Source organism: Pseudomonas sp. UBA6323 (genome assembly GCF_002439135.1).
Taxonomy (GTDB): Bacteria; Pseudomonadota; Gammaproteobacteria; order Pseudomonadales; family Pseudomonadaceae; genus Aquipseudomonas.
The window spans coordinates 1-18,868 of the sequence record NZ_DJSX01000102.1 but is presented as its reverse complement, the minus strand read 5'-3'; the positions used below and the strand labels follow the sequence as shown (position 1 = coordinate 18,868).

Here is an 18,868-nt window from a genome sequence, read left to right as displayed (position 1 = left end):
TTACCCCCGCCGCAGTGGGGCCTGGGTAGACTCGTTCGCAATGCAAGCACCACGACTTGCTCGCGAATAACAACAACAAGGTGTCTCATCCCATGAAAGCGATCTCTCGCCTGTCCTGTGCCATCTCCCTCGCGGTCCTGTTGCCCCTTTCCGCTACTGCCGGTGAAGTCGAAGTGCTGCACTGGTGGACCTCGGGTGGTGAAAAGCGCGCCGCCGATACCCTGCAGAAACTGGTCGAAGCCCAGGGCCACAAATGGAAGGATTTCGCCGTTGCCGGAGGTGGTGGTGAAGCGGCCATGACCGTGCTGAAGACCCGCGCGGTATCCGGCAATCCGCCCGCCGCGGCGCAGATCAAGGGGCCGGATATTCAGGAGTGGGGCGAGCTGGGCCTGCTTGCCGACCTCAACGACGTCGCTACCGAGCAGAAGTGGGATGACCTGCTGCCACCGCAGGTGATCGAGGTGATGAAGTACCAGGGCGACTACGTGGCGGTGCCGGTCAACGTGCATCGGGTCAACTGGTTGTGGATCAACCCGCAAGTATTCGAGAAGGCTGGCGCCACACCGCCGACCACCCTCGACGAATTCTTCGCTGCTGCCGACCAGCTCAAGGCGGCCGGCTTCATCGCCATCGCCCATGGCGGCCAGCCCTGGCAGGACGGTACGGTGTTCGAGGACCTGGCCTTCAGCATTCTCGGCCCCGAGGGTTTTCGCAAGGCCTTCGTCGAGCTGGATCGCGACACCCTGACCGGCGACAAGATGGTCGAAGTGTTCGCTGCCCTGCAGAAGCTGCGTGGCTACATCGACGCCGACGCCGCCGGGCGCGACTGGAACAGCGCCACCGGCCTGGTGATCGACGGCAAGGCCGGCATGCAGATCATGGGCGACTGGGCCAAGAGCGAGTGGACCGCAGCCGGCAAGGTCGCCGGCAAGGACTACGAGTGCCTGGCGTTCCCGGGTACCCAGGGCAGCTTCGCCTTCAATATCGACTCGCTGGCCATGTTCAAACTGACCAACGCCGACAATCGCAAGGCTCAGGAAGATCTGGCGCGCACGGTGATGGGCAACGAGTTCCAGGAGTTCTTCAACCAGAACAAGGGCTCGATCCCGGTGCGCATGGACCAGGACATGAGCAGCTTCGACGCCTGTGCGCAGAAATCCATGGCCGACTTCAAGGAGGCCGCTGCCGATGGCGGCCTGCAGCCGAGCCTGGCCCACGGCATGGCCGCCTCCAGCTACGTGCAGGGCGCGGTGTTCGACGTGGTGACCAACTTCTTCAACGACCCCAAGGCCGACCCCAAGCGCGCCGCCCAGCAACTGGCGGCGGCGATCCAGGCGGTGCAATGAGCCTGCGGGCCGCCTAGGCGGCCCTGCCCTAGGGCGGGTGTAACCCGCCGCTTTCAAGCCTTCTATCCCAGGCGCATGTGTCCATGCATGCGTCACGGGATCGGCCGCGCCGCGTTTCCCTACGGTAGGGAATGGCAGCGGCGCAATCCGCAACGACGGAGTGATCCATGACTTCGAATGCAGTCACTGCCAAAGCCTCACCCCTGGATGCCCTGCAGCGCTGGCTGCCCAAGCTGGTGCTGGCGCCGAGTATGGTCATCGTGCTGGTGGGCTTCTACGGCTACATCGGCTGGACCTTCCTGCTGTCGTTCACCAACTCGCGCTTCATGCCCAGCTACAACTTCGTCGGGCTGCAGCAATACGCGCGTCTGTGGGACAACGACCGCTGGTGGGTGGCGAGCCAGAACCTGCTGGTCTTCGGCGGGCTGTTCATCGCCATCAGCCTGGCCATCGGCGTGCTGCTGGCGGTGTTGCTGGACCAGCGCATCCGCCGCGAAGGCTTTATCCGCACCATCTTTCTCTACCCCATGGCGCTGTCGATGATCGTCACCGGCACCGCCTGGAAGTGGCTGCTCAACCCCGGCCTGGGCCTGGACAAATTGCTGCGCGACTGGGGCTGGGAGGGCTTTCGCTTCGATTGGCTGGTGGACCCGGATCGTGTCGTCTACTGCCTGGTGATGGCCGCCGTGTGGCAGTCCTCGGGGTTCGTCATGGCGCTGTTCCTCGCCGGCCTGCGCGGGGTCGATCAGTCGATCATCCGCGCGGCCCAGGTCGACGGTGCCAGCCTGCCGAGCATCTACCTGCGCATCGTCCTGCCGAGCCTGGGCCCGGTGTTCTTCAGCGCGCTGATGATCCTCGCTCATATCGCCATCAAGAGCTTCGACCTGGTCGCCTCGATGACCGCCGGCGGCCCCGGCTACGCCTCCGACCTGCCGGCGATGTTCATGTACGCCCACACCTTTACCCGCGGCCAGATGGGCCTTGGCGCCGCCAGCGCGATGCTGATGCTCGGCGCGGTGCTGGCGATTCTGGTGCCGTATCTGTATTCCGAACTGCGAGGCAAACGCCATGACTGATTCCGTGCTCGATGCGCGCCTGGCGCCGCGCTCCGTATCCCGGGTGAGAGCCTTCAGCCTCAGCCGCCTGGCCATCCACGCCACCCTGATCCTGGCCTGCGCGGTGTATCTGGTGCCGCTGCTGGTGATGCTGCTGACCAGCTTCAAGACACCGGACGATATTCGCACTGGCAACCTGCTGTCCTGGCCCGACGTACTCACGGTCATCGGCTGGCTCAAGGCCTGGGACGGTGTCGGCGGCTACTTCTGGAACTCGGTGAAGATCACCATCCCGGCGGTACTGATCTCCACGCTGCTCGGCGCGCTGAACGGTTATGTGCTGGCCATGTGGCGCTTTCGCGGTTCGCAGCTGTTCTTCGGCCTGCTGCTGTTCGGCTGCTTCCTGCCGTTCCAGGTGATCCTGTTGCCGGCGTCCTTCACCCTCGGCCAGCTCGGCCTGGCCAATACCACCGAAGGCCTGGTGCTGGTGCACGTGGTTTATGGTCTGGCCTTCACCACGCTGTTCTTCCGCAACTTCTACGTGAGCATTCCCGAGACGCTGGTGCGGGCCGCGCGCCTGGATGGCGCCGGCTTCTTCACCATCTTCGGACGCATCCTGCTGCCGATGTCGGTGCCGACCATCATGGTCTGCCTGATCTGGCAGTTCACCCAGATCTGGAACGACTTCCTCTTCGGCGTGGTGTTCGCCAGCGGCGATACCCAGCCGATCACCGTGGCGCTGAACAACCTGGTCAACACCAGCACCGGAGCCAAGGAATACAACGTCGACATGGCCGCGGCGATGATCGCCGGCCTGCCCACCCTGCTGGTCTACGTCCTGGCCGGTAAGTACTTCCTGCGCGGCCTGACGGCCGGCGCCGTTAAAGGTTGAAAGCTACTGCGCTCGGTCATGCTGCGTTGGATTCAGGCTCGGAAGCCGCTTGCGGCTAACGCCCTTTAGGGCGGCCCGTATGGGCGAGCAATGCGATTAATGCTCATTTAGCGGCCTAAACTCCGCTTCCTCGCCTGACTCCGCCTTGCCTGACCTTCGCTCGCGACGCTTTCAAAGTGGAGAAATGAAATGGCTACCCTCGAACTGCGCAACGTCAACAAATCCTACGGCAGCGGCCTGGCGGACACCCTGAAGAACATCGAACTGGCCATCGACTCCGGCGAGTTCCTGATCCTGGTCGGCCCCTCCGGCTGCGGCAAATCCACCCTGATGAACTGCATCGCCGGCCTGGAAGACATCAGCGGTGGGTCGATTCTGGTCGACGGCGCCGACATCAGCGGCATGAGCCCGAAGGATCGCGACATCGCCATGGTGTTCCAGTCCTATGCGCTGTATCCGACCATGAACGTGCGCGACAACATCGCCTTCGGCCTGAAGATGCGCAAGCTGCCGCCTGCCGAGATCGAGGCCGAGGTGGCGCGCGTGGCCAAGCTGCTGCAGATCGAGCACCTGCTGGGGCGCAAGCCCGGCCAGCTGTCCGGCGGCCAGCAGCAGCGCGTGGCCATGGGCCGGGCGCTGGCGCGGCGGCCGAAGATCTACCTGTTCGACGAACCGCTGTCGAACCTCGACGCCAAGCTGCGCGTGGAGATGCGCACTGAAATCAAGCTGATGCACCAGCGCCTGAAGACCACCACGGTGTACGTCACCCACGACCAGATCGAGGCTATGACCCTGGGCGACAAGGTGGCGGTGATGAAGGACGGCATTATCCAGCAATTCGGCACCCCGCAGGAAATCTACAACGACCCGGCCAACCAGTTCGTGGCCAGTTTCATCGGTTCGCCGCCGATGAACTTCATCCCGCTGCGCACGCAGGTGCGTGATGGCCAGTGCTTCGGCCTGCTCGACTCCGGGCAGGCGCGTTGCGAGCTGCCGCTTGGCGCGGCGGCGGAGCTGGAAGGGCGCGAGCTGATCCTCGGCGTACGTCCCGAGCAGATCCAGCTGGCCGGCGCCGCTGCGGCGCTGCCGAGCCTGCGCGCTGAGGTCGAGGTGGTCGAGCCAACCGGCCCCGACACCCTGGTGTTCGTCAGCCTCAACCAGACCAAGGTGTGCTGCCGCCTGGCGCCTGACGCTGCACCGCAGGCCGGCAGCAGCCTCGACCTGCAGTTCGATCCCACGCGCGTGCTGTTGTTCGACGCCACCAGCGGCGAGCGTCTGCGCCCGGGAAAGCGTCAGGCCACTGATAACAAGGTGGCCCAGTTCAAGCTCGGTTAGCCGTGTAGCCCGGATGCAATCCGGGGGCTGCCCAATAACCCCCCGCATGGCATCTGGCTACAGCTCCTCGAGACAACGAAACCCCGTCGCTGCGGCGGTTATCCGCAGCATCGCTCAATAAAAACAATCAGGAGCAACGATGAAGACCACACAGCAAACTCTCACCTGTTCTGTTGGCGTTCCCTGTCTGCTGGCGCTGGCTTTGGCCACTCCGCAAGCACAGGCCCTCGAGTTCAGCGGCTACGTGCGCAGCGGCATCGGTGGTGCCGATACCGGCGGCACGCAGCAGTGTTTCCAGTTGCCGGGTGCGCAGTCCAAGTATCGCCTGGGTAACGAGTGCGAGCAGTACATCGAGCTGGATCTGCGGCAGGACCTGTTTCGCCTGGATGACGGCTCGGTGATCAGTGTCGAGGGCATGGCCCAGCTCTACAACCAGTATGGTCATACCCCGAAGTTCACCGGCGACTACGGCTTCGCACGGATGAACCAGATGTACGCCGAGTGGAGCAACATGCCCGCGCTGAACGGCGGGTCGCTGTGGGCCGGACGGCGCTTCTACAAGCGTAACGACATCCACATCTCCGACTTCTACTACTGGAACCAGAGCGCCACCGGTTTCGGCATCGACGAGATGAAGATCGGCGATCTCAAGTACAGCTACGTGTTCTCGCGCAAGGACAACTACGACCAGAAGCCCTACATCAACCGCCACGATTTCAACGTCGGCGGCTTCCAGGTCAACCCGGGCGGTGAGCTGGAGGTGGGCGTCAGCTATATCGACAAACCGGACAGCAGCGATGCCAACAGCGGCTGGGCGGTAAGTGCGCAGCACAAGCAGCAGGGCTTTCTCGGCGGGGTCAACACCGTTGCCCTGCAATACGGGCGAGGGCCAGGTACCGGCCTGGGTTATACCGGTGATCCGACTCTCGACAGCAGTAACCGCAGCTGGCGCCTGGTGGAGTATTTTGACTTCCAGATGACTCCGCGTCTCGGCGGCCAGGTGCAACTGGTGTATCAGAAGGACAAGCGTCCGGATGGCGCGGATCAGAACTGGCTGTCCATCGGTGGCCGCACCAGCTACGCCTTCACCGAGCAGTTCAAACTGGTCGGCGAGATCGGTCGCGATCAGGTCGAGGCGCCCGGTGGTACACGAAAGCTGACCAAGTTCACCATCGCGCCGACTTGGTCGCCCTCAGGTCCTGGCTTCTGGGAACGTCCGGAAATCCGCCTGTACTACACCTACGCCAGCTGGAACCGCGCCGCGCAACAGGCCGCCAACCTGCTGGCCGATGGCTCGGCTCTGTCCGAGAACGGCGCCTTCGGCAGCGCGCGTAATGGCTCCAACTTCGGTGTACAGGTTGAGTACTGGTGGAAGTAGAGCGCGTAGGATGTGCACGCTTTAAATCAGTCGGTGCGCATGTCGCACCCTACGTAGGTGGCGCAGGTCATCCGTAGGGTGCGCCTTACGCACCAGGCGTCAGAGCAATCCCGCCACCAGGCGCCCGAGCACTTCCATGGCCTGTTCGTTGCGCGGGTTCCATGGGTGACCGTAGTTCAACCGCGCGCAGTGGCGAAAGCCCTGGCTGGCGGAGAAGATCGGCCCCGGCGCCAGGCTGATGCCCTGGGCCAGCGCCAGGCGCAGCAGTTGCAGCGAGTCCAGGCGCTCGGGGAACTCGAACCAGAGGAAGTAGCCGCCCGAAGGCCTTGTGACCCGCGTGCTGGCGGGAAAGTGTCGGGCGGCGGAGGCGAGCATCGCGCTCTGCTGCATTTCCAGGGCGTGGCGCAGTTTGCGCAGGTGGCGGTCGTAGCCGCCGTGCTGCAGGTAGTCGGCCAGTGCCGCCTGCGCTGGCACCGACGGGGAGATGGTGGTCATCAGCTTGAGTCGGGCGATCTGCTCGGCATAGCGGCCGCCAGCCACCCAGCCGATGCGATAGCCCGGCGCGAGGCTTTTGGAGAAGGAGCTGCAATGCATCACCAGCCCCTCACGGTCGAAGCTCTTCACCGGCTTGGGTGGGTGGCTGCCGAAGTACAGCTCGGCGTACACGTCGTCTTCGATCAACGGCACCTGATGTTCGACCAGCAGGTCGTACAGCGCCTGCTTCTTGGTCTCGCTCATGCTTGCGCCGAGCGGGTTCTGCAGGCTGCTCATGAACCAGCAGGCCTTGATCGGCAGTTGCTTGAGGCTATCGGACAGGGCGCCCAGGTCGATGCCTTCGCGCGGGTGTACGGGGATTTCCACCGCCTTGAGCTGCAGGCGCTCCAGCACCTGCAGGCAGGCGTAGAAGGTGGGTGACTCGATGGCCACCAGGTCGCCTGGTTGAGTCACGCACTGCAGGCAGAGGTTGAGCGCCTCCATGGCGCCGTTGCTGATCACCAGTTCCTCCATCGGCAGCATCACGCCACTGACCATGTAGCGCAGGGCGATCTGCCGGCGCAGGTCGGCGTTGCCGGCGGTCATGTCGGCGATGATTTCGTGCGGCGAGAGCATGCGCAGCGCGTGCGCCATACTCTTGGCCAGACGCGGCAGCGGGAACAGGTCGGGGCTGGGGAACGCCGAGCCGAAGGGCACGGTGTGCGGGTCCTTCAGCGAGGCGAGTACCGAGAACACCAGCTCGCTGACGTCGACCTCGGTGGTCTGCGCGGCGTGGGCGGTCAGCTCAGGCTCGTGCAGCGGGCGTTTGGCGTGTTCGCGCACGAAATAGCCGGAGCGCGCGCGTGCCTGGATCAGGCCGCGATCCTCCAGCAGGTAGTAGGCCTGGAACACGGTGGAGGGGCTGACGCCATAGGTGCGGCTGGCATGGCGCACCGAGGGCACCTTCTCGCCGGGGCCGAGCACGCCGGTACGGATCAGCTCGGCGATCTCGTCGGCAAATTTTTCGTAGCGTTTCATCCTGTCCTGGTTCACCGCCGCAAAGGGTACGGGTGAACACTTTACGGGCTGAGCGGCAGACATGGCAGTGCCTCGTGAAGGGGGAACGTATCTCGAGTCGCCCCGGATTGCATCTGGGCTACGACGCTTGCTCCCCTCGCCCATTCATTGGGGGCACGCCTCGTGGCGAGGGCCCGGGGGAGAGGAATCTCCGTGTAAATCGTCACCCCTCTCCCTGTGGGGAGAGGGGATTGATCGCGTCCACCTTTGGTCAGGTGAACAGCACGGTTTTCTGCGACTCAACGCAGCGGCGCGAGGAAGGTGCTCTTGGTGCTGACGCGGCTGCCCGCATCGGCCTGGTCGCGTACCTCGAAATGCAGGGTTTGCGGGCCGGCAGCGTTGTGCGAAGCCGTCAGCGCGACGCTTACCGGCAGGTCACGAATCTCCCCAGGTGCCAGGTTCAGCGTGCTCGGGCCGTGCAGCTCGAAGTCGCCGGCATCGACCAGGTCGATGGCATAGCTGCGCGGTTGCTGGGTCTTGTTGATGATCTTCAGGCTGTAGATGTTCTCGATCTGGCCCAGCGAGTTCTCACGGAACAGGCCACGGTCGCGGGTCACGTCCAGGGAAATCAGCGGGCGTTCGGCCAGCGCCCAGGCGAAGGCGCCGATCATCACTGTCAGCATCGCCGCATAGCCGATCAGGCGTGGACGCAACCAGTGCGTCTTGCCGCCAGCCAGCTCGTTCTCCGAGCTGTAGCGCACCAGGCCGCGGGCATAGCCGAGCTTGTCCATGATGCTGTCGCAGGCATCGACGCAGGCGCCGCAGCCGATGCATTCCAGTTGCAGGCCGTCGCGGATGTCGATGCCGGTGGGGCAGACCTGCACGCAGACCGTGCAGTCGATGCAGTCGCCCAGGCCTTCGGCCTTGTAGTCGGCGTCCTTGCGCCGTGGGCCACGGTTTTCGCCACGGGCGGCGTCGTAGGAGATGACCAGCGTATCGCTGTCGAACATCACGCTCTGGAAGCGTGAGTAGGGGCACATGTCGCGGCACACCTTTTCCCGCAGCCAGCCGGCGTTGATGTAGGTGGCAGCCGTGAAGAACAGCACCCAGAACGCCGTGGTGGCGCCGACTTCGACGGTCGCCAGGTCCACCGTCAGCTGGCGCACCGGGGTGAAGTAGCCGACGAAAGCCAGGGCAGTGGCCAGGCTGACCGCCAGCCACAGCGCGTGCTTGGCGCTGCGCCGAGCCAGTTTCTGCAGCGACCAGGGCGCAGCGTCGAGCTTGATGCGCTGGCCGCGGTCACCTTCGGTGATCTGCTCGACACGCATGAAGACCCAGGTCCATACGCTCTGCGGGCAGGCGTAGCCGCACCAGACGCGGCCCGCCAGCACGGTGATGAAGAACAGGCCGAAGGCGGCGATGATCAGGATCGCCGAGAGCAGAATGAAATCCTGTGGCCAGAAGGTCGCGCCGAAGATATGGAACTGGCGATTCTCCAGATCCCAGAGCACGGCCTGGCGGCCGTTCCAATCGATCCAGGCGGTGCCGAAGAACAGCAGAAACAGCAGGCCGGCACCGAGCAGGCGCAGGTTGCGAAAGCGCCCGGTGAAGCTGCGCGTATGGATCGGGCCGCCGGCTTGGGCCGGTGTCAGGCGGATGGGTTTGGCGGTATCGAGGCTCCGCACGGGGATCAGATCGGTCATTTAGTTGCCCTCATCAGGCGTTTATCAGGCTGGCGCCATGATCCGAGGGCAACTGATCGCGAAACAGACTCAGGTTTTCGATAAAAAAGCGGATCAGATGCTTGCGCCGAGCGCAGGATAAAGTGGCGTACAGGCCGCCAGGCCTTGCCATTTCTGGCGCCTGGATCTTTGGTGGCTGGAGAAACAGCGGTCGCCCTGCGACATCGCGCCGCGCCAATCAGCGGGCTGTGGTGGTCGCTGCCGTACCATCTGATCCGCTTTTTTAAGGCTTTTCTGGCGCTGTTTTCAGTGCACGCCTGGCAGGCATAGTCGACGCCCCGTGATCAGGAGGCATGCCTGCATGTACCAATACGACGATTATGACCGCGCGCTGGTGCGCGAGCGCGTTGCCCAGTTTCGCGACCAGGTACAGCGGCGCCTGGCCGACGAGCTGAGCGAGGAAGAGTTCCTGCCGCTGCGCCTGCAGAACGGCCTGTACCTGCAAAAGCATGCCTACATGCTGCGTGTGGCGATCCCCTACGGCACCCTGTCGGCCAAGCAGATGTGCGCGCTGGCGCATATCGCCCGTGAGTACGACCGCGGTTACGGCCACTTCACCACGCGGCAGAACATCCAGTTCAACTGGGTCGAACTGGAGCGCGTGCCGGACATTCTCGACTGGCTGGCCGAGCACGACATGCATGCCATCCAGACCTCCGGCAACTGCGTGCGCAATATCACTACCGAAGCTTTCGCCGGCGTCGCTGCCGACGAGTACCTCGACCCACGCCCACTGGCCGAGATTCTGCGCCAGTGGTCGACGGTCAACCCGGAATTCCTCTTTCTGCCGCGCAAGTTCAAGATCGCCCTGTGCGCCGCCGAGCAGGATCGCGCGGCGATCCAGGTGCATGATATCGGCCTGCAGCTGTATCGCGACGAGGCCGGCGAGCTGCGCCTGCGTGTGCTGGTCGGCGGTGGTCTGGGACGCACGCCGATCATCGCCCAGACCCTGCGTGAAGGCCTGCACTGGCAGGACTGCCTGTCCTACGTCGAGGCCATCCTGCGCGTGTACAACCGCCACGGCCGGCGCGACAACAAGTACAAGGCGCGCATCAAGATCCTGGTCAAGGCGCTGGGCATCGAGGCCTTCGCTGCCGAGGTGGAGCGCGAGTGTCAACCAATCAAGGACGGCCCGGCACGCCTCACCGAGGACGAGTATCAGCGCGTCGCCGCGTCTTTCCACAAGCCGGCCTACACCGCGCAGGACGGCCTGGATCTCGACTTCGGCACCCAACTGACGAGGGATCATGCCTTCGCTCGCTGGGTCTCGCGCAACGTCATGGCGCATCAGGTAGCGGGCTATGTCAGCGTGGTGTTGTCGACCAAGCCGGGCATCAGCGCGCCGCCCGGTGACGTCACGGCCGAGCAGATGGAGGCGCTGGCCGACTGGAGCGAGCGCTACGGTTTCGGCGAGATTCGCGTCGCTCACGAACAGAATCTGGTGCTGCCCGATGTTCGCAAGGCCGACCTCTACGCGCTATGGCGGGAGGCCCAAGCGGCGGGGCTGGGCACCGCCAACGCCGGGCTGCTGACCGACATCATCGCCTGCCCGGGTGGCGACTTCTGCGCCCTGGCCAACGCCAAGTCGATCCCCATCGCCCAGGCCATCCAGCAGCGTTTCGATGACCTCGACTACCTGCATGACCTGGGCGAGCTGAGCCTGAACATCTCGGGCTGCATGAACGCCTGCGGCCATCACCACATCGGCAACATCGGCATCCTCGGCGTCGACAAGAACGGCAGCGAGTGGTACCAGCTCACCCTCGGTGGCAGCCAGGGCCAGCAGGCGGCGCTGGGCAAGGTGATCGGCCCATCGTTCGCCGCCGAGCAGGTGCCCGAGGTGATCGAGCGCATCGTGCATACCTATGTCGAGCATCGCGAGGAGGGCGAGGGCTTTCTCGACACCTTCCAGCGCATCGGCCTGGAGCCGTTCAAGGCGCGCGTCTACAGTCGCGAGGAGGTGGCATGAACAATCTGATCCGTCTGGTCGAGGGCCAGGCTTGCATCGTTGACGACGATCCCTGGCAACTCGACGCTGAAGGGGACGCGCCGCTGATCTTGCCACTGGCAGCCTGGCGTGAGCGGCAGCCCGTGGAGGTGCTGGAGGGCCGGGCGATGAGTGCCGATGGTCTGCTGCTGCAGGTCGACGACGAGCCGGAAGCGCTGCAGCCATTTCTTTCCAGCCTGCCGCTGATCGCCATCGACTTTCCCAGTTTCCGAGATGGCCGCGGCTACAGCCAGGCCTACCTGCTGCGCACCCGCCTGGGTTGGCGTGGCGAGTTGCGCGCCGTCGGCGATGTACTGCGCGACCAGCTGGCGCACATGCGCCAATGCGGCTTCGACGCCTTCGCCGTGCGCGCCGATAAATCGGTGGAAGAAGCAATCAAGGGCCTGCAAGGGCTCAGTGTGTTGTATGGTCGGTCGGTTATCGAGCCGCGCCCGCTGTTCCGTCGCGGGCGCCAAAAGGAGGAATCGAGATCATGATGGTGCGTGGCCTGTTCTGGCTGGTAGTGCTGCAGTTGTTCGGCGTGGCCCTGAACCATTGGCTGTTGCCGATGTTGCCGGCCTCGATCATCGGCCTGCTATTGCTTTCGCTCTGGCTGATGTGGCGCGGTGCTGTGCCGGAGCCGCTGCAGCAGGCCGCCGGCGGCTTGCTGCCTTACTTGCCGCTGCTGCTGGCCGTACCGGCCTCGGGGATCATGACCAGCAGTGATCTGTTGCTCGGCGAGTTGCCGGTGATTGTCACAGCGCTGGTGCTGTCGTTGCTGGTGACCGTGCCGTTCTGCGGCTGGCTGCTGCAGGCACTGATCCGCCGTCAGGAGCGCAAGTGATGACGCAATTCACTCACCACTCGCTGTTCGCCATCGCCCTGACCCTAGCCGCCTTTCTGATCGCTGCCTGGCTCTATCGCCGCAGCGGCTGGCTGGTGCTGCAGCCGGTGCTGGTGTCGGTGACGCTGATCGTTACCACCCTGCTGCTGTGTGGGGTCGACTACGCTACCTACCGCGCCGGTGCCGAGCCCGTCGCCTGGCTGCTGGGGCCGGCCACCGTAGCCCTGGCGGTGCCGCTGCAACACAACATCAAGCGCATCCGCCAGTTGTTCTGGCCGGTGCTGATCACCCTGACCGCCGGCGGCGTATTGTCGGTGGCGCTGACCCTGGCCATCGGCTGGGCACTGGGCGCCGATTGGAGCGTGGTGATGAGCCTGGCGCCGAAATTCGTGACCATGCCGATTGCCATGCCGGTGGCCGAGCAGATCGGCGGTGTGGCGTCGCTGGCCGCGGTGATGGTGATGCTCACCGGGGTGATCGGCACGGCCATGGGGCCGCTGTTGCTGCGCTGGGCCGGGGTGGAGCACCCGGCTGCCCGCGGCCTGAGCTACGGCATCAACGCCCACGCCATCGGCACCGCCCATGCTCTGCAGGAGGGCGAGGAGTGTGGCGCCTTCGCCGCCCTGGCGATGAGTCTGCTGGGCATCGGCACCGCCTTGCTGTTGCCGCTGCTGCTGGCCTGAGCGTGCGGAATCCCGCCACCTGAACACCCCCTGACGCCGCGCGGTGGCGACAACTCGCCACCGCGGCGCGCGGTGAGTGCCATTGCAGACCAGTAAAACGCCGTTGAGTCCTTTCAGCGGCACGCATATTGCTCTTGCCCGCGGCGCGATCGGAATACGCCCGCCAAGAGGCCTGGAACACCCTTCCTCCCAGCGGCTTGTCGCCCATCTGCGGCCCAAACGGCCGCTGCCCGAAACCTTGCCTGCACGGCTCTTGTCGTCGTGCGACGATACTGGACTGTCCCATGAAGAAAATCCTGCTGACGCTGCTTTGTCTCAGCGTGATCGGTTGCTCCAAACCCCGCGAGCCCGAGAAAACCGTCGACGTGCTGCTGATCGGCGCTGGCGTGATGAGCGCCACCCTCGGCACCTACCTCCACGAGCTGCAGCCGGACTGGAGCATCGAAATCTACGAGCGCCTCGACCGCGTTGCCGGCGAGAGCTCCAATGGCTGGAACAACGCCGGCACCGGCCACTCGGCGTTCTGCGAGATGAACTACACCCCGGAAACCGCTGACGGTGGCATCGACATCAGCAAGGCGGTGGCGATCAACGAGTCGTTCGAGATCTCCAAGCAGTTCTGGGCCACCCAGGTCGAGCGCGAGGTGCTGAGCAAGCCCAGGAGCTTCATCAACATCACCCCGCACATGAGCTTCGTCTGGGGCGACGACAACGTCGAATACCTGCGCAAGCGCCACGCGGCGATGCAGCACAGCAACCTGTTCCGCGGTATGGAGTTCACCGAGGATCATGCGCAGATCGCCCAGTGGGTACCGCTGATCATGCAGGGCCGCGACCCGCAGCAGAAGGTTGCCGCGACCCGTATGGCCATTGGCACCGACGTCAACTTCGGTGAAATCACCCGTCAGCTGATCGACGCGCTGATCGGCAAGGAGCAGGCCAGCCTGCACCTGGAGCATGAAGTCCGCGACCTGCAGCGCAACGACGACGGCACCTGGCGTGTGACCGTGGCCGACCTGGCCAAGGGCGGCGCCGAGCAGAGCATCAATGCGCGCTTCGTGTTCATCGGCGCCGGTGGTGGCGCGCTCAAGCTGTTGCAGAAGTCCGGCATCGAAGAAGCCGATGGCTACGCCGGCTTCCCGGTTGGTGGCCAGTTCCTGATGACGCGCAACCCGGACCTCGTTGCCCAGCACCTGGCCAAGGTCTATGGCAAGGCGTCTGTCGGTTCGCCGCCGATGTCCGTGCCGCACCTGGACACCCGCGTGATCGACGGCGAGAACGTGCTGCTGTTCGGCCCGTTCGCCACGTTCTCCACCAAGTTCCTCAAGAATGGCTCGCTGCTTGATATGTTCAGCAGCATGACTACCGACAACTTCCTGCCGATGGTCAACGCCGGCATGGATAACTGGTCGCTGAGCACCTACCTGATGGGCCAGCTGATGCTCAGCCAGGAAGACCGCATGGCCTCGCTGCGCGAGTACTTCCCCGAGGCGCAGGACGCCGACTGGGAACTGATCACCGCCGGCCAGCGCGTGCAGATCATCAAGAAGGATGCCGAGAAGGGCGGCGTGCTGCAGTTCGGAACCGAGGTGGTGACCTCCGCCGATGGCAGTATCAGCGCGCTGCTGGGCGCCTCGCCGGGTGCCTCCACTGCTGCGCCGATCATGCTGCACCTGATCGAGAAGGCCTTCGCCGAACAGGTCGCCAGCCCTGAGTGGCAGGCGCGCCTGAAGGACATCATTCCGTCCTACGGGCAGAAGCTGAACGATGACCTGGCGCTGACCAACCGCATTCGCCAGTGGAGCAGCGAGCGCCTCGAACTGCAGCACATCGAAGTGGCGCCGGACGTGGAAATGGCCGCCGAGCCCGAGCCGAAGCCGGTGACGCTGTAAGGCTTAAAACGCTGTGAAGGAACCCGCCCTGCTTGATGCGCACGGCGGGTTTTTTATTGGATCACCATCCGTACCGTAGGCGATCATCGAGGTCATCCGAGAGCTGAAGCTTTCGCGGCTGAAGCCCCTCCCACCAGCCCGCGTGGAACTGTGGGAGGGGCTTTAGCCGCGACTAGACATTGAGTGGTTCCCCGGATTGCATACGGGCTACTCAACGGTACGTGATCATTGAGTTCATCCAAGAGCTGTAGCTTTCGCGGCTGAAGCCGCTCCTACGGTGCAGGCGAACCCTGTAGGAGCGGCTTCAGCCGCGATGCTTTTATAGCGGTCTCAAAATCCCGGATCACCTGGCCATGGGGCTGTTCAATCCGTCAAGGTCATCAGGATATCGGCATACCAGGTGCAGTTCAGGCCCAGGGCTTCGTCCTGTTCCTCGTCGCGGTCGCCGAGCAGGCGGGTGGAGTGGATGCCGAGCAGGTGCCAGGGCAGCTCACCATCGACGGTGGCGCGCTTGACCACCGGCGCGCCGCTGATGCCGCGGTGTGTGCGGCCGTCGGTGAGGAAGTAGCCGAGCCCCTGGAAGCGCAGGCCGAAGGAGGAGGCCAGGCCGGCATGGCGCGCCACCGGCATGCGGTGCAGGTTGTCCTGAAAGCCCAGCGGGAAGCCCACCACCAATAGGGTAGAGCCGATTTCCACATGCTCGTCGGCCTGCAGCAGGTGCTGCTCACTGAAGGCCTGGTAAACGCTGCCCGGCGGTAACGCGGAACGGTCCAGCTCAATCACCGCCACGTCGATCTCGCCGGCACCATCGATGCCCTGGCGCCACAGGCGCCGCTCGCCGTCGTACAGGGCGATGGTGAAATTCGCCGTGCTGGCCAGGTTACCGGGGTCGGTGTGCAGCTCGATCTGCAGGGCGTCAGGGCGATGACCGCTGGGCTCGTCGAGCGCCACATGGCGACTGGTGACCAGGAACAGCCGGTTGTCGCGCCGGAAGAAGAACCCGCTGGCGTTTGTCAATATCTGCCCGGCCGCCAGGGTGGAGATGCGCGTCGCGCTGAGCATCAGGGAATCGATCATGGCCAAGGCCTCCTGCCGGTCTGTGGCCTAGTGCTGACCACGAAACACGGCAGGGGTTCGGCCCACAAGGGGCTGCCAGGACGGCTCTACGCGAGCTTCAAGGCGCTGCCGGCTCGTCCTCGTTGCGATCCAGCGCCACCTGGCGGATCGACAGGCGAATCTCGGCCGGCAGCACGCGCTTGGCGGCGCCTTCGGCCAGTTCGCTGAGCAGCGGATGATGGCTGAGCTTGCCGGCTTCGTCCTGACGCAGCACGCCCTGGTCCAGCAGGCTCTGGATGAAGTTACGGAACAGGCTCTTGTCGAAGAACTCCGGCGCATTCAGGCCATGCAGGATCGACAGGCGCTGGGCCATCACCGTGCACAGGTTCTCCAGTTCCTCGGCGCTGATCGCGTTCTGCCCAGCATTGAGCAAAAGGGCGATAGCCATGTAGAAGCGCTGCAGGGTCTGCGCCACCGAGCGCGACAGCAGGGTCAGCAGCACGAACTGGCGCGAGCTGGGCGCTGGGCGCACGTACACGTCGCCTTCGACCTTGAGCAGGCCCTGCTCGACGAACGCCGCCAGCCACTGGTCGATCACGCCTTCGAGTTCACTTTGCTCCCAGCGGATGAACAGTTCTGCCTGCAGGTACGGATACAGCGCGCCGGCGTAGCGCAGAATCTGCTCGCGGCTGATCCGCGCGCTGCTCTGGAAGAAGCTCGCCAGCAGTGCCGGCAAGGCGAAGATGTGCAGCACGTTGTTGCGGTAGTAGGTCATCAGGACGGCATTCTGCTCGTCCAGATAAAGAATCTTGCCCAATGCATCCTTCTGCTCGGCCAGCAGATCCATACCCTTGACGTGCTCGATCAGCGCCGCGCCGTCCCCGTCGGGCAGGGTGGTGTGCGGCGAGTAGGGCACTGCTCGCAGCAATGCCAGGTAGAGGTCGAGCACACGCGCCAGGGCGCGGTCGTCCAGGGCCAGCTTGCTGGTGGACAGCAGCGCCAGCGCCACCAGATTGACCGGGTTGATCGACGCCGCCTCGTTGAGGTGGCGTGCCACGCGCTCGCCCAGGCGGTTGGTGGTGTCGCTCAGCCAGGCCGGGCGGTACTGCGGACCCAGCTCCTGTTGGCGCCAGCCGGGCTGCTGCTGGTCGAGAAATTCGGCCAGCTTGATCGGTTCGCCGAAGTTCACCGAGACCTGGCCGAAGCGCTGCTTGAGCGCGCCGAGCACCTTGAACAGGTCGAAGATCGACTCCTTCTTCTTGCTCGCGCCACGCAGCTCGCCCAGGTAGGTACGACCCTCCAGCACGCGCTCGTAACCGATGTACACCGGCACGAAGACGATGGGCAGGCGGTTGCTACGCAAGAAGCTGCGCAGGGTGATGGCCAGCATGCCGGTCTTCGGCCGCAGCATGCGCCCGGTGCGCGAACGGCCGCCCTCGACGAAGTACTCGACCGGGAAACCCTTGCTGAACAGGGTATGCAGGTATTCGTTGAACACCGCGGTGTACAGCGGGTTGCCCTTGAAGGTGCGGCGCATGAAGAAGGCGCCGCCACGGCGCAGCAGGCCGCCGATCACCGGCATGTTGAGGTTGATGCCGGCGGCGATGTGCGGTGGCGTCAGGCCGTTGCGGAACAGCAGGTAGGACAGCAGCAGGTAGTCGATGTGGCTGCGGTGGCAGGGCACGTAGATCACCTCGTGGCCCTGGGCGATGTCGCGCACGCCTTCGACGTTGTGCACCTTGATGCCGTCGTAGATCTTGTTCCAGAACCAGGAGAGCACCAGCTCGAGGAAGCGAATCACCGTGTAGGTGTAGTCCGAGGCGATCTCGTTGCCGTAGCGCAACGCCTGGGCTTCGGCTTTTTCCAGGCTGATCTTTTCGCGCTCGGCTTCCTCGGCAATCGCCTGGCGCACCATCGGGTCGTGCACCAGGCCCTTGACCAGATTGCGCCGGTGCGACACGTCCGGGCCGATCACCGCCGCCTTCTGGTTGCGGAAGTGCACGCGCAGGATGCGGTGCACCATGCGCAGGGTGCGCTCCTGGCCCTTGTCCTGCTCGACCAGCTCGCGCAGGTGAATCGGCGTGGAGAACTGCACGCGGGTCTTGCGTCCGAGAATCAGGATGCTGACCAGCCGGCGCAGGCGCCCGGTGACGGCCCAGCTGTCGGCGAACAGCAGCTTCCAGGCGCTGGTCTCGCGATCCGGCGACTGCCCCCAGAACACGCTGACCGGCACGATCTGCGCGTCGTCCACGGCATGCTGGCCGAGGGCAGTGACCACGCGATCGAGGGTCGGCGAGATGCCGCGCTTGTCCTGGCGGCCGAACCAGTCCGGCTCCGGCGTCAGGTAGAAGAACGCCGCCGGCTCCATGTGCTCGCCGACCGCCACCGGCAGTACCGGGCGTGGCAGGCCGGCCTTGGTGCATTCGCGGTCGACCACCGCCAGGTCGCTCACCGACGGCTGCTGCAGCACGTAGAACACCGGCTTGCTGCGGTCGAGCTTGAGAGTGAAGGCAGACTGGTTGATGGTTTCCGAGCGTACCCAGAGGTACAGCAGGCGGCGCAACGCGCTGAAGGCCATGCGGCGGAAAGGGGAGCGGGTCATACGGACTCTTGAGCAATTAAACGAGCGGGTGCTCGGGAAGGGCGCTAGTGTGCCGCAAGCCCGTCTGGCCGGCAAAAAACTATCGCGTCCGGGCGGTCAGTCCAGCCAGCATGCCCGCGGCGTATGACGGAAAAACACTCGACGGCTCAGCCCCCGTTGATCAACAGAACTGCAAACCGTGTCTCGGGTTCCCGAACGGAATGCGTAGTCAGATTGGGCCGATGCACGGATCGAATTCTGGCTATGTGTTGTGTTTGGAGAGTTGGTAGGAGCGAGCTCTGCTCGCGAAGCTTTTGTGCTTGGATTCGCGAGCAGAGCTCGCTCCTACTGTCCTTATCGGGTGGGCTTCAGGCGGCACCCTTACGCCAGCTTCATCACCACCACGCCAGCGGCGATCACCATGCAGGCCAGCAGGCGAATCGGTCGCAGCGTTTCCTTGAGCAGTACCATGCCCAGCAATACGGCGAACACCACGCTGGTCTCGCGCAAGGCAGAGACCAGTGCGACCGGCGCCTGAGTCATGGCCCAGATGACGATGGTGTAGGCGGCCATCGACATCGCGCCG

The 18,868-nt window shown here is 64.5% G+C and carries 15 protein-coding genes; 10 read left to right on the top strand and 5 right to left on the bottom strand.

Annotation, left to right across the window (positions count from 1 at the left end):
* Positions 1 to 92 precede the first annotated feature (92 nt).
* The 5 genes from B3P22_RS22895 (at position 93) to B3P22_RS22875 (ending at position 6,006) form a co-directional block, all read left to right on the top strand.
* The gene (locus B3P22_RS22895; protein ID WP_296272647.1) at positions 93 to 1,346 is read left to right on the top strand and encodes an ABC transporter substrate-binding protein; all 1,254 of its coding nucleotides are present in this window, start codon (positions 93 to 95) and stop codon (positions 1,344 to 1,346) included.
* 167 nt (positions 1,347 to 1,513) lie between these two features.
* Entirely contained in the window at positions 1,514 to 2,422 is a 909-nt protein-coding gene (locus B3P22_RS22890; protein ID WP_197859383.1) for a carbohydrate ABC transporter permease, read from the top strand.
* Positions 2,415 to 3,293: a carbohydrate ABC transporter permease gene (locus B3P22_RS22885; RefSeq protein ID WP_296272642.1), complete on the top strand. Its 879-nt coding sequence runs from the start codon at positions 2,415 to 2,417 to the stop codon at positions 3,291 to 3,293. The genes B3P22_RS22890 and B3P22_RS22885 overlap by 8 nt, the downstream gene beginning before the upstream one ends.
* Positions 3,294 to 3,482: 189 nt before the next feature.
* Positions 3,483 to 4,628, top strand: a complete 1,146-nt coding sequence (locus tag B3P22_RS22880) for an ABC transporter ATP-binding protein (protein WP_296272640.1) — start codon at positions 3,483 to 3,485, stop codon at positions 4,626 to 4,628.
* 139 nt (positions 4,629 to 4,767) lie between these two features.
* Complete coding sequence (locus tag B3P22_RS22875) at positions 4,768 to 6,006, top strand: carbohydrate porin (protein WP_296272638.1); 1,239 nt, start codon at positions 4,768 to 4,770, stop codon at positions 6,004 to 6,006.
* 99 nt (positions 6,007 to 6,105) lie between these two features.
* On the opposite strand, the gene mapR is transcribed toward B3P22_RS22875, so the two are convergent.
* Positions 6,106 to 7,518: a GntR family transcriptional regulator MpaR gene (mapR, locus tag B3P22_RS22870; protein ID WP_013716461.1), complete on the bottom strand. Its 1,413-nt coding sequence runs from the start codon at positions 7,516 to 7,518 to the stop codon at positions 6,106 to 6,108.
* 278 nt (positions 7,519 to 7,796) lie between these two features.
* A complete protein-coding gene (gene ccoG / locus B3P22_RS22865) occupies positions 7,797 to 9,200 on the bottom strand; it encodes a cytochrome c oxidase accessory protein CcoG (protein WP_296272635.1) in 1,404 nt (467 codons plus the stop codon).
* Positions 9,201 to 9,540: 340 nt separating this feature from the next.
* On the opposite strand from ccoG, the gene B3P22_RS22860 reads away from it, so the two are divergent.
* From B3P22_RS22860 to B3P22_RS22840, 5 genes are all read left to right on the top strand, one after another.
* Positions 9,541 to 11,208 carry a nitrite/sulfite reductase gene (locus B3P22_RS22860; RefSeq protein WP_296272633.1) on the top strand — a complete coding sequence of 556 codons (1,668 nt, stop codon included), beginning with the start codon at positions 9,541 to 9,543 and terminating at the stop codon, positions 11,206 to 11,208.
* Complete coding sequence (locus tag B3P22_RS22855) at positions 11,205 to 11,723, top strand: DUF934 domain-containing protein (protein WP_296272631.1); 519 nt, start codon at positions 11,205 to 11,207, stop codon at positions 11,721 to 11,723. The genes B3P22_RS22860 and B3P22_RS22855 overlap by 4 nt, the downstream gene beginning before the upstream one ends.
* Positions 11,720 to 12,070 (top strand): CidA/LrgA family protein, encoded by a 351-nt coding sequence (locus B3P22_RS22850; RefSeq protein WP_296272629.1) that lies wholly within the window; start codon positions 11,720 to 11,722, stop codon positions 12,068 to 12,070. The genes B3P22_RS22855 and B3P22_RS22850 overlap by 4 nt, the downstream gene beginning before the upstream one ends.
* Positions 12,070 to 12,753 (top strand): LrgB family protein, encoded by a 684-nt coding sequence (locus B3P22_RS22845; RefSeq protein WP_275547359.1) that lies wholly within the window; start codon positions 12,070 to 12,072, stop codon positions 12,751 to 12,753. Before B3P22_RS22850 ends, B3P22_RS22845 begins: the two co-directional genes overlap by 1 nt.
* Positions 12,754 to 13,037: 284 nt before the next feature.
* Entirely contained in the window at positions 13,038 to 14,645 is a 1,608-nt protein-coding gene (locus B3P22_RS22840) for a malate:quinone oxidoreductase (RefSeq protein WP_296272628.1), read from the top strand.
* 363 nt (positions 14,646 to 15,008) lie between these two features.
* On the opposite strand, the gene B3P22_RS22835 is transcribed toward B3P22_RS22840, so the two are convergent.
* The 3 genes from B3P22_RS22835 to B3P22_RS22825 form a co-directional block, all read right to left on the bottom strand.
* Positions 15,009 to 15,722: a trypsin-like peptidase domain-containing protein gene (locus tag B3P22_RS22835; RefSeq protein ID WP_296272627.1), complete on the bottom strand. Its 714-nt coding sequence runs from the start codon at positions 15,720 to 15,722 to the stop codon at positions 15,009 to 15,011.
* 97 nt (positions 15,723 to 15,819) lie between these two features.
* Complete coding sequence (gene plsB / locus B3P22_RS22830) at positions 15,820 to 18,303, bottom strand: glycerol-3-phosphate 1-O-acyltransferase PlsB (protein ID WP_296272626.1); 2,484 nt, start codon at positions 18,301 to 18,303, stop codon at positions 15,820 to 15,822.
* A 360-nt stretch (positions 18,304 to 18,663) separates the two neighbouring features.
* Positions 18,664 to 18,868, bottom strand: a 205-nt coding sequence (locus tag B3P22_RS22825; protein WP_296272625.1) for an EamA family transporter, incomplete at its 5' end; no start/stop codon positions are given.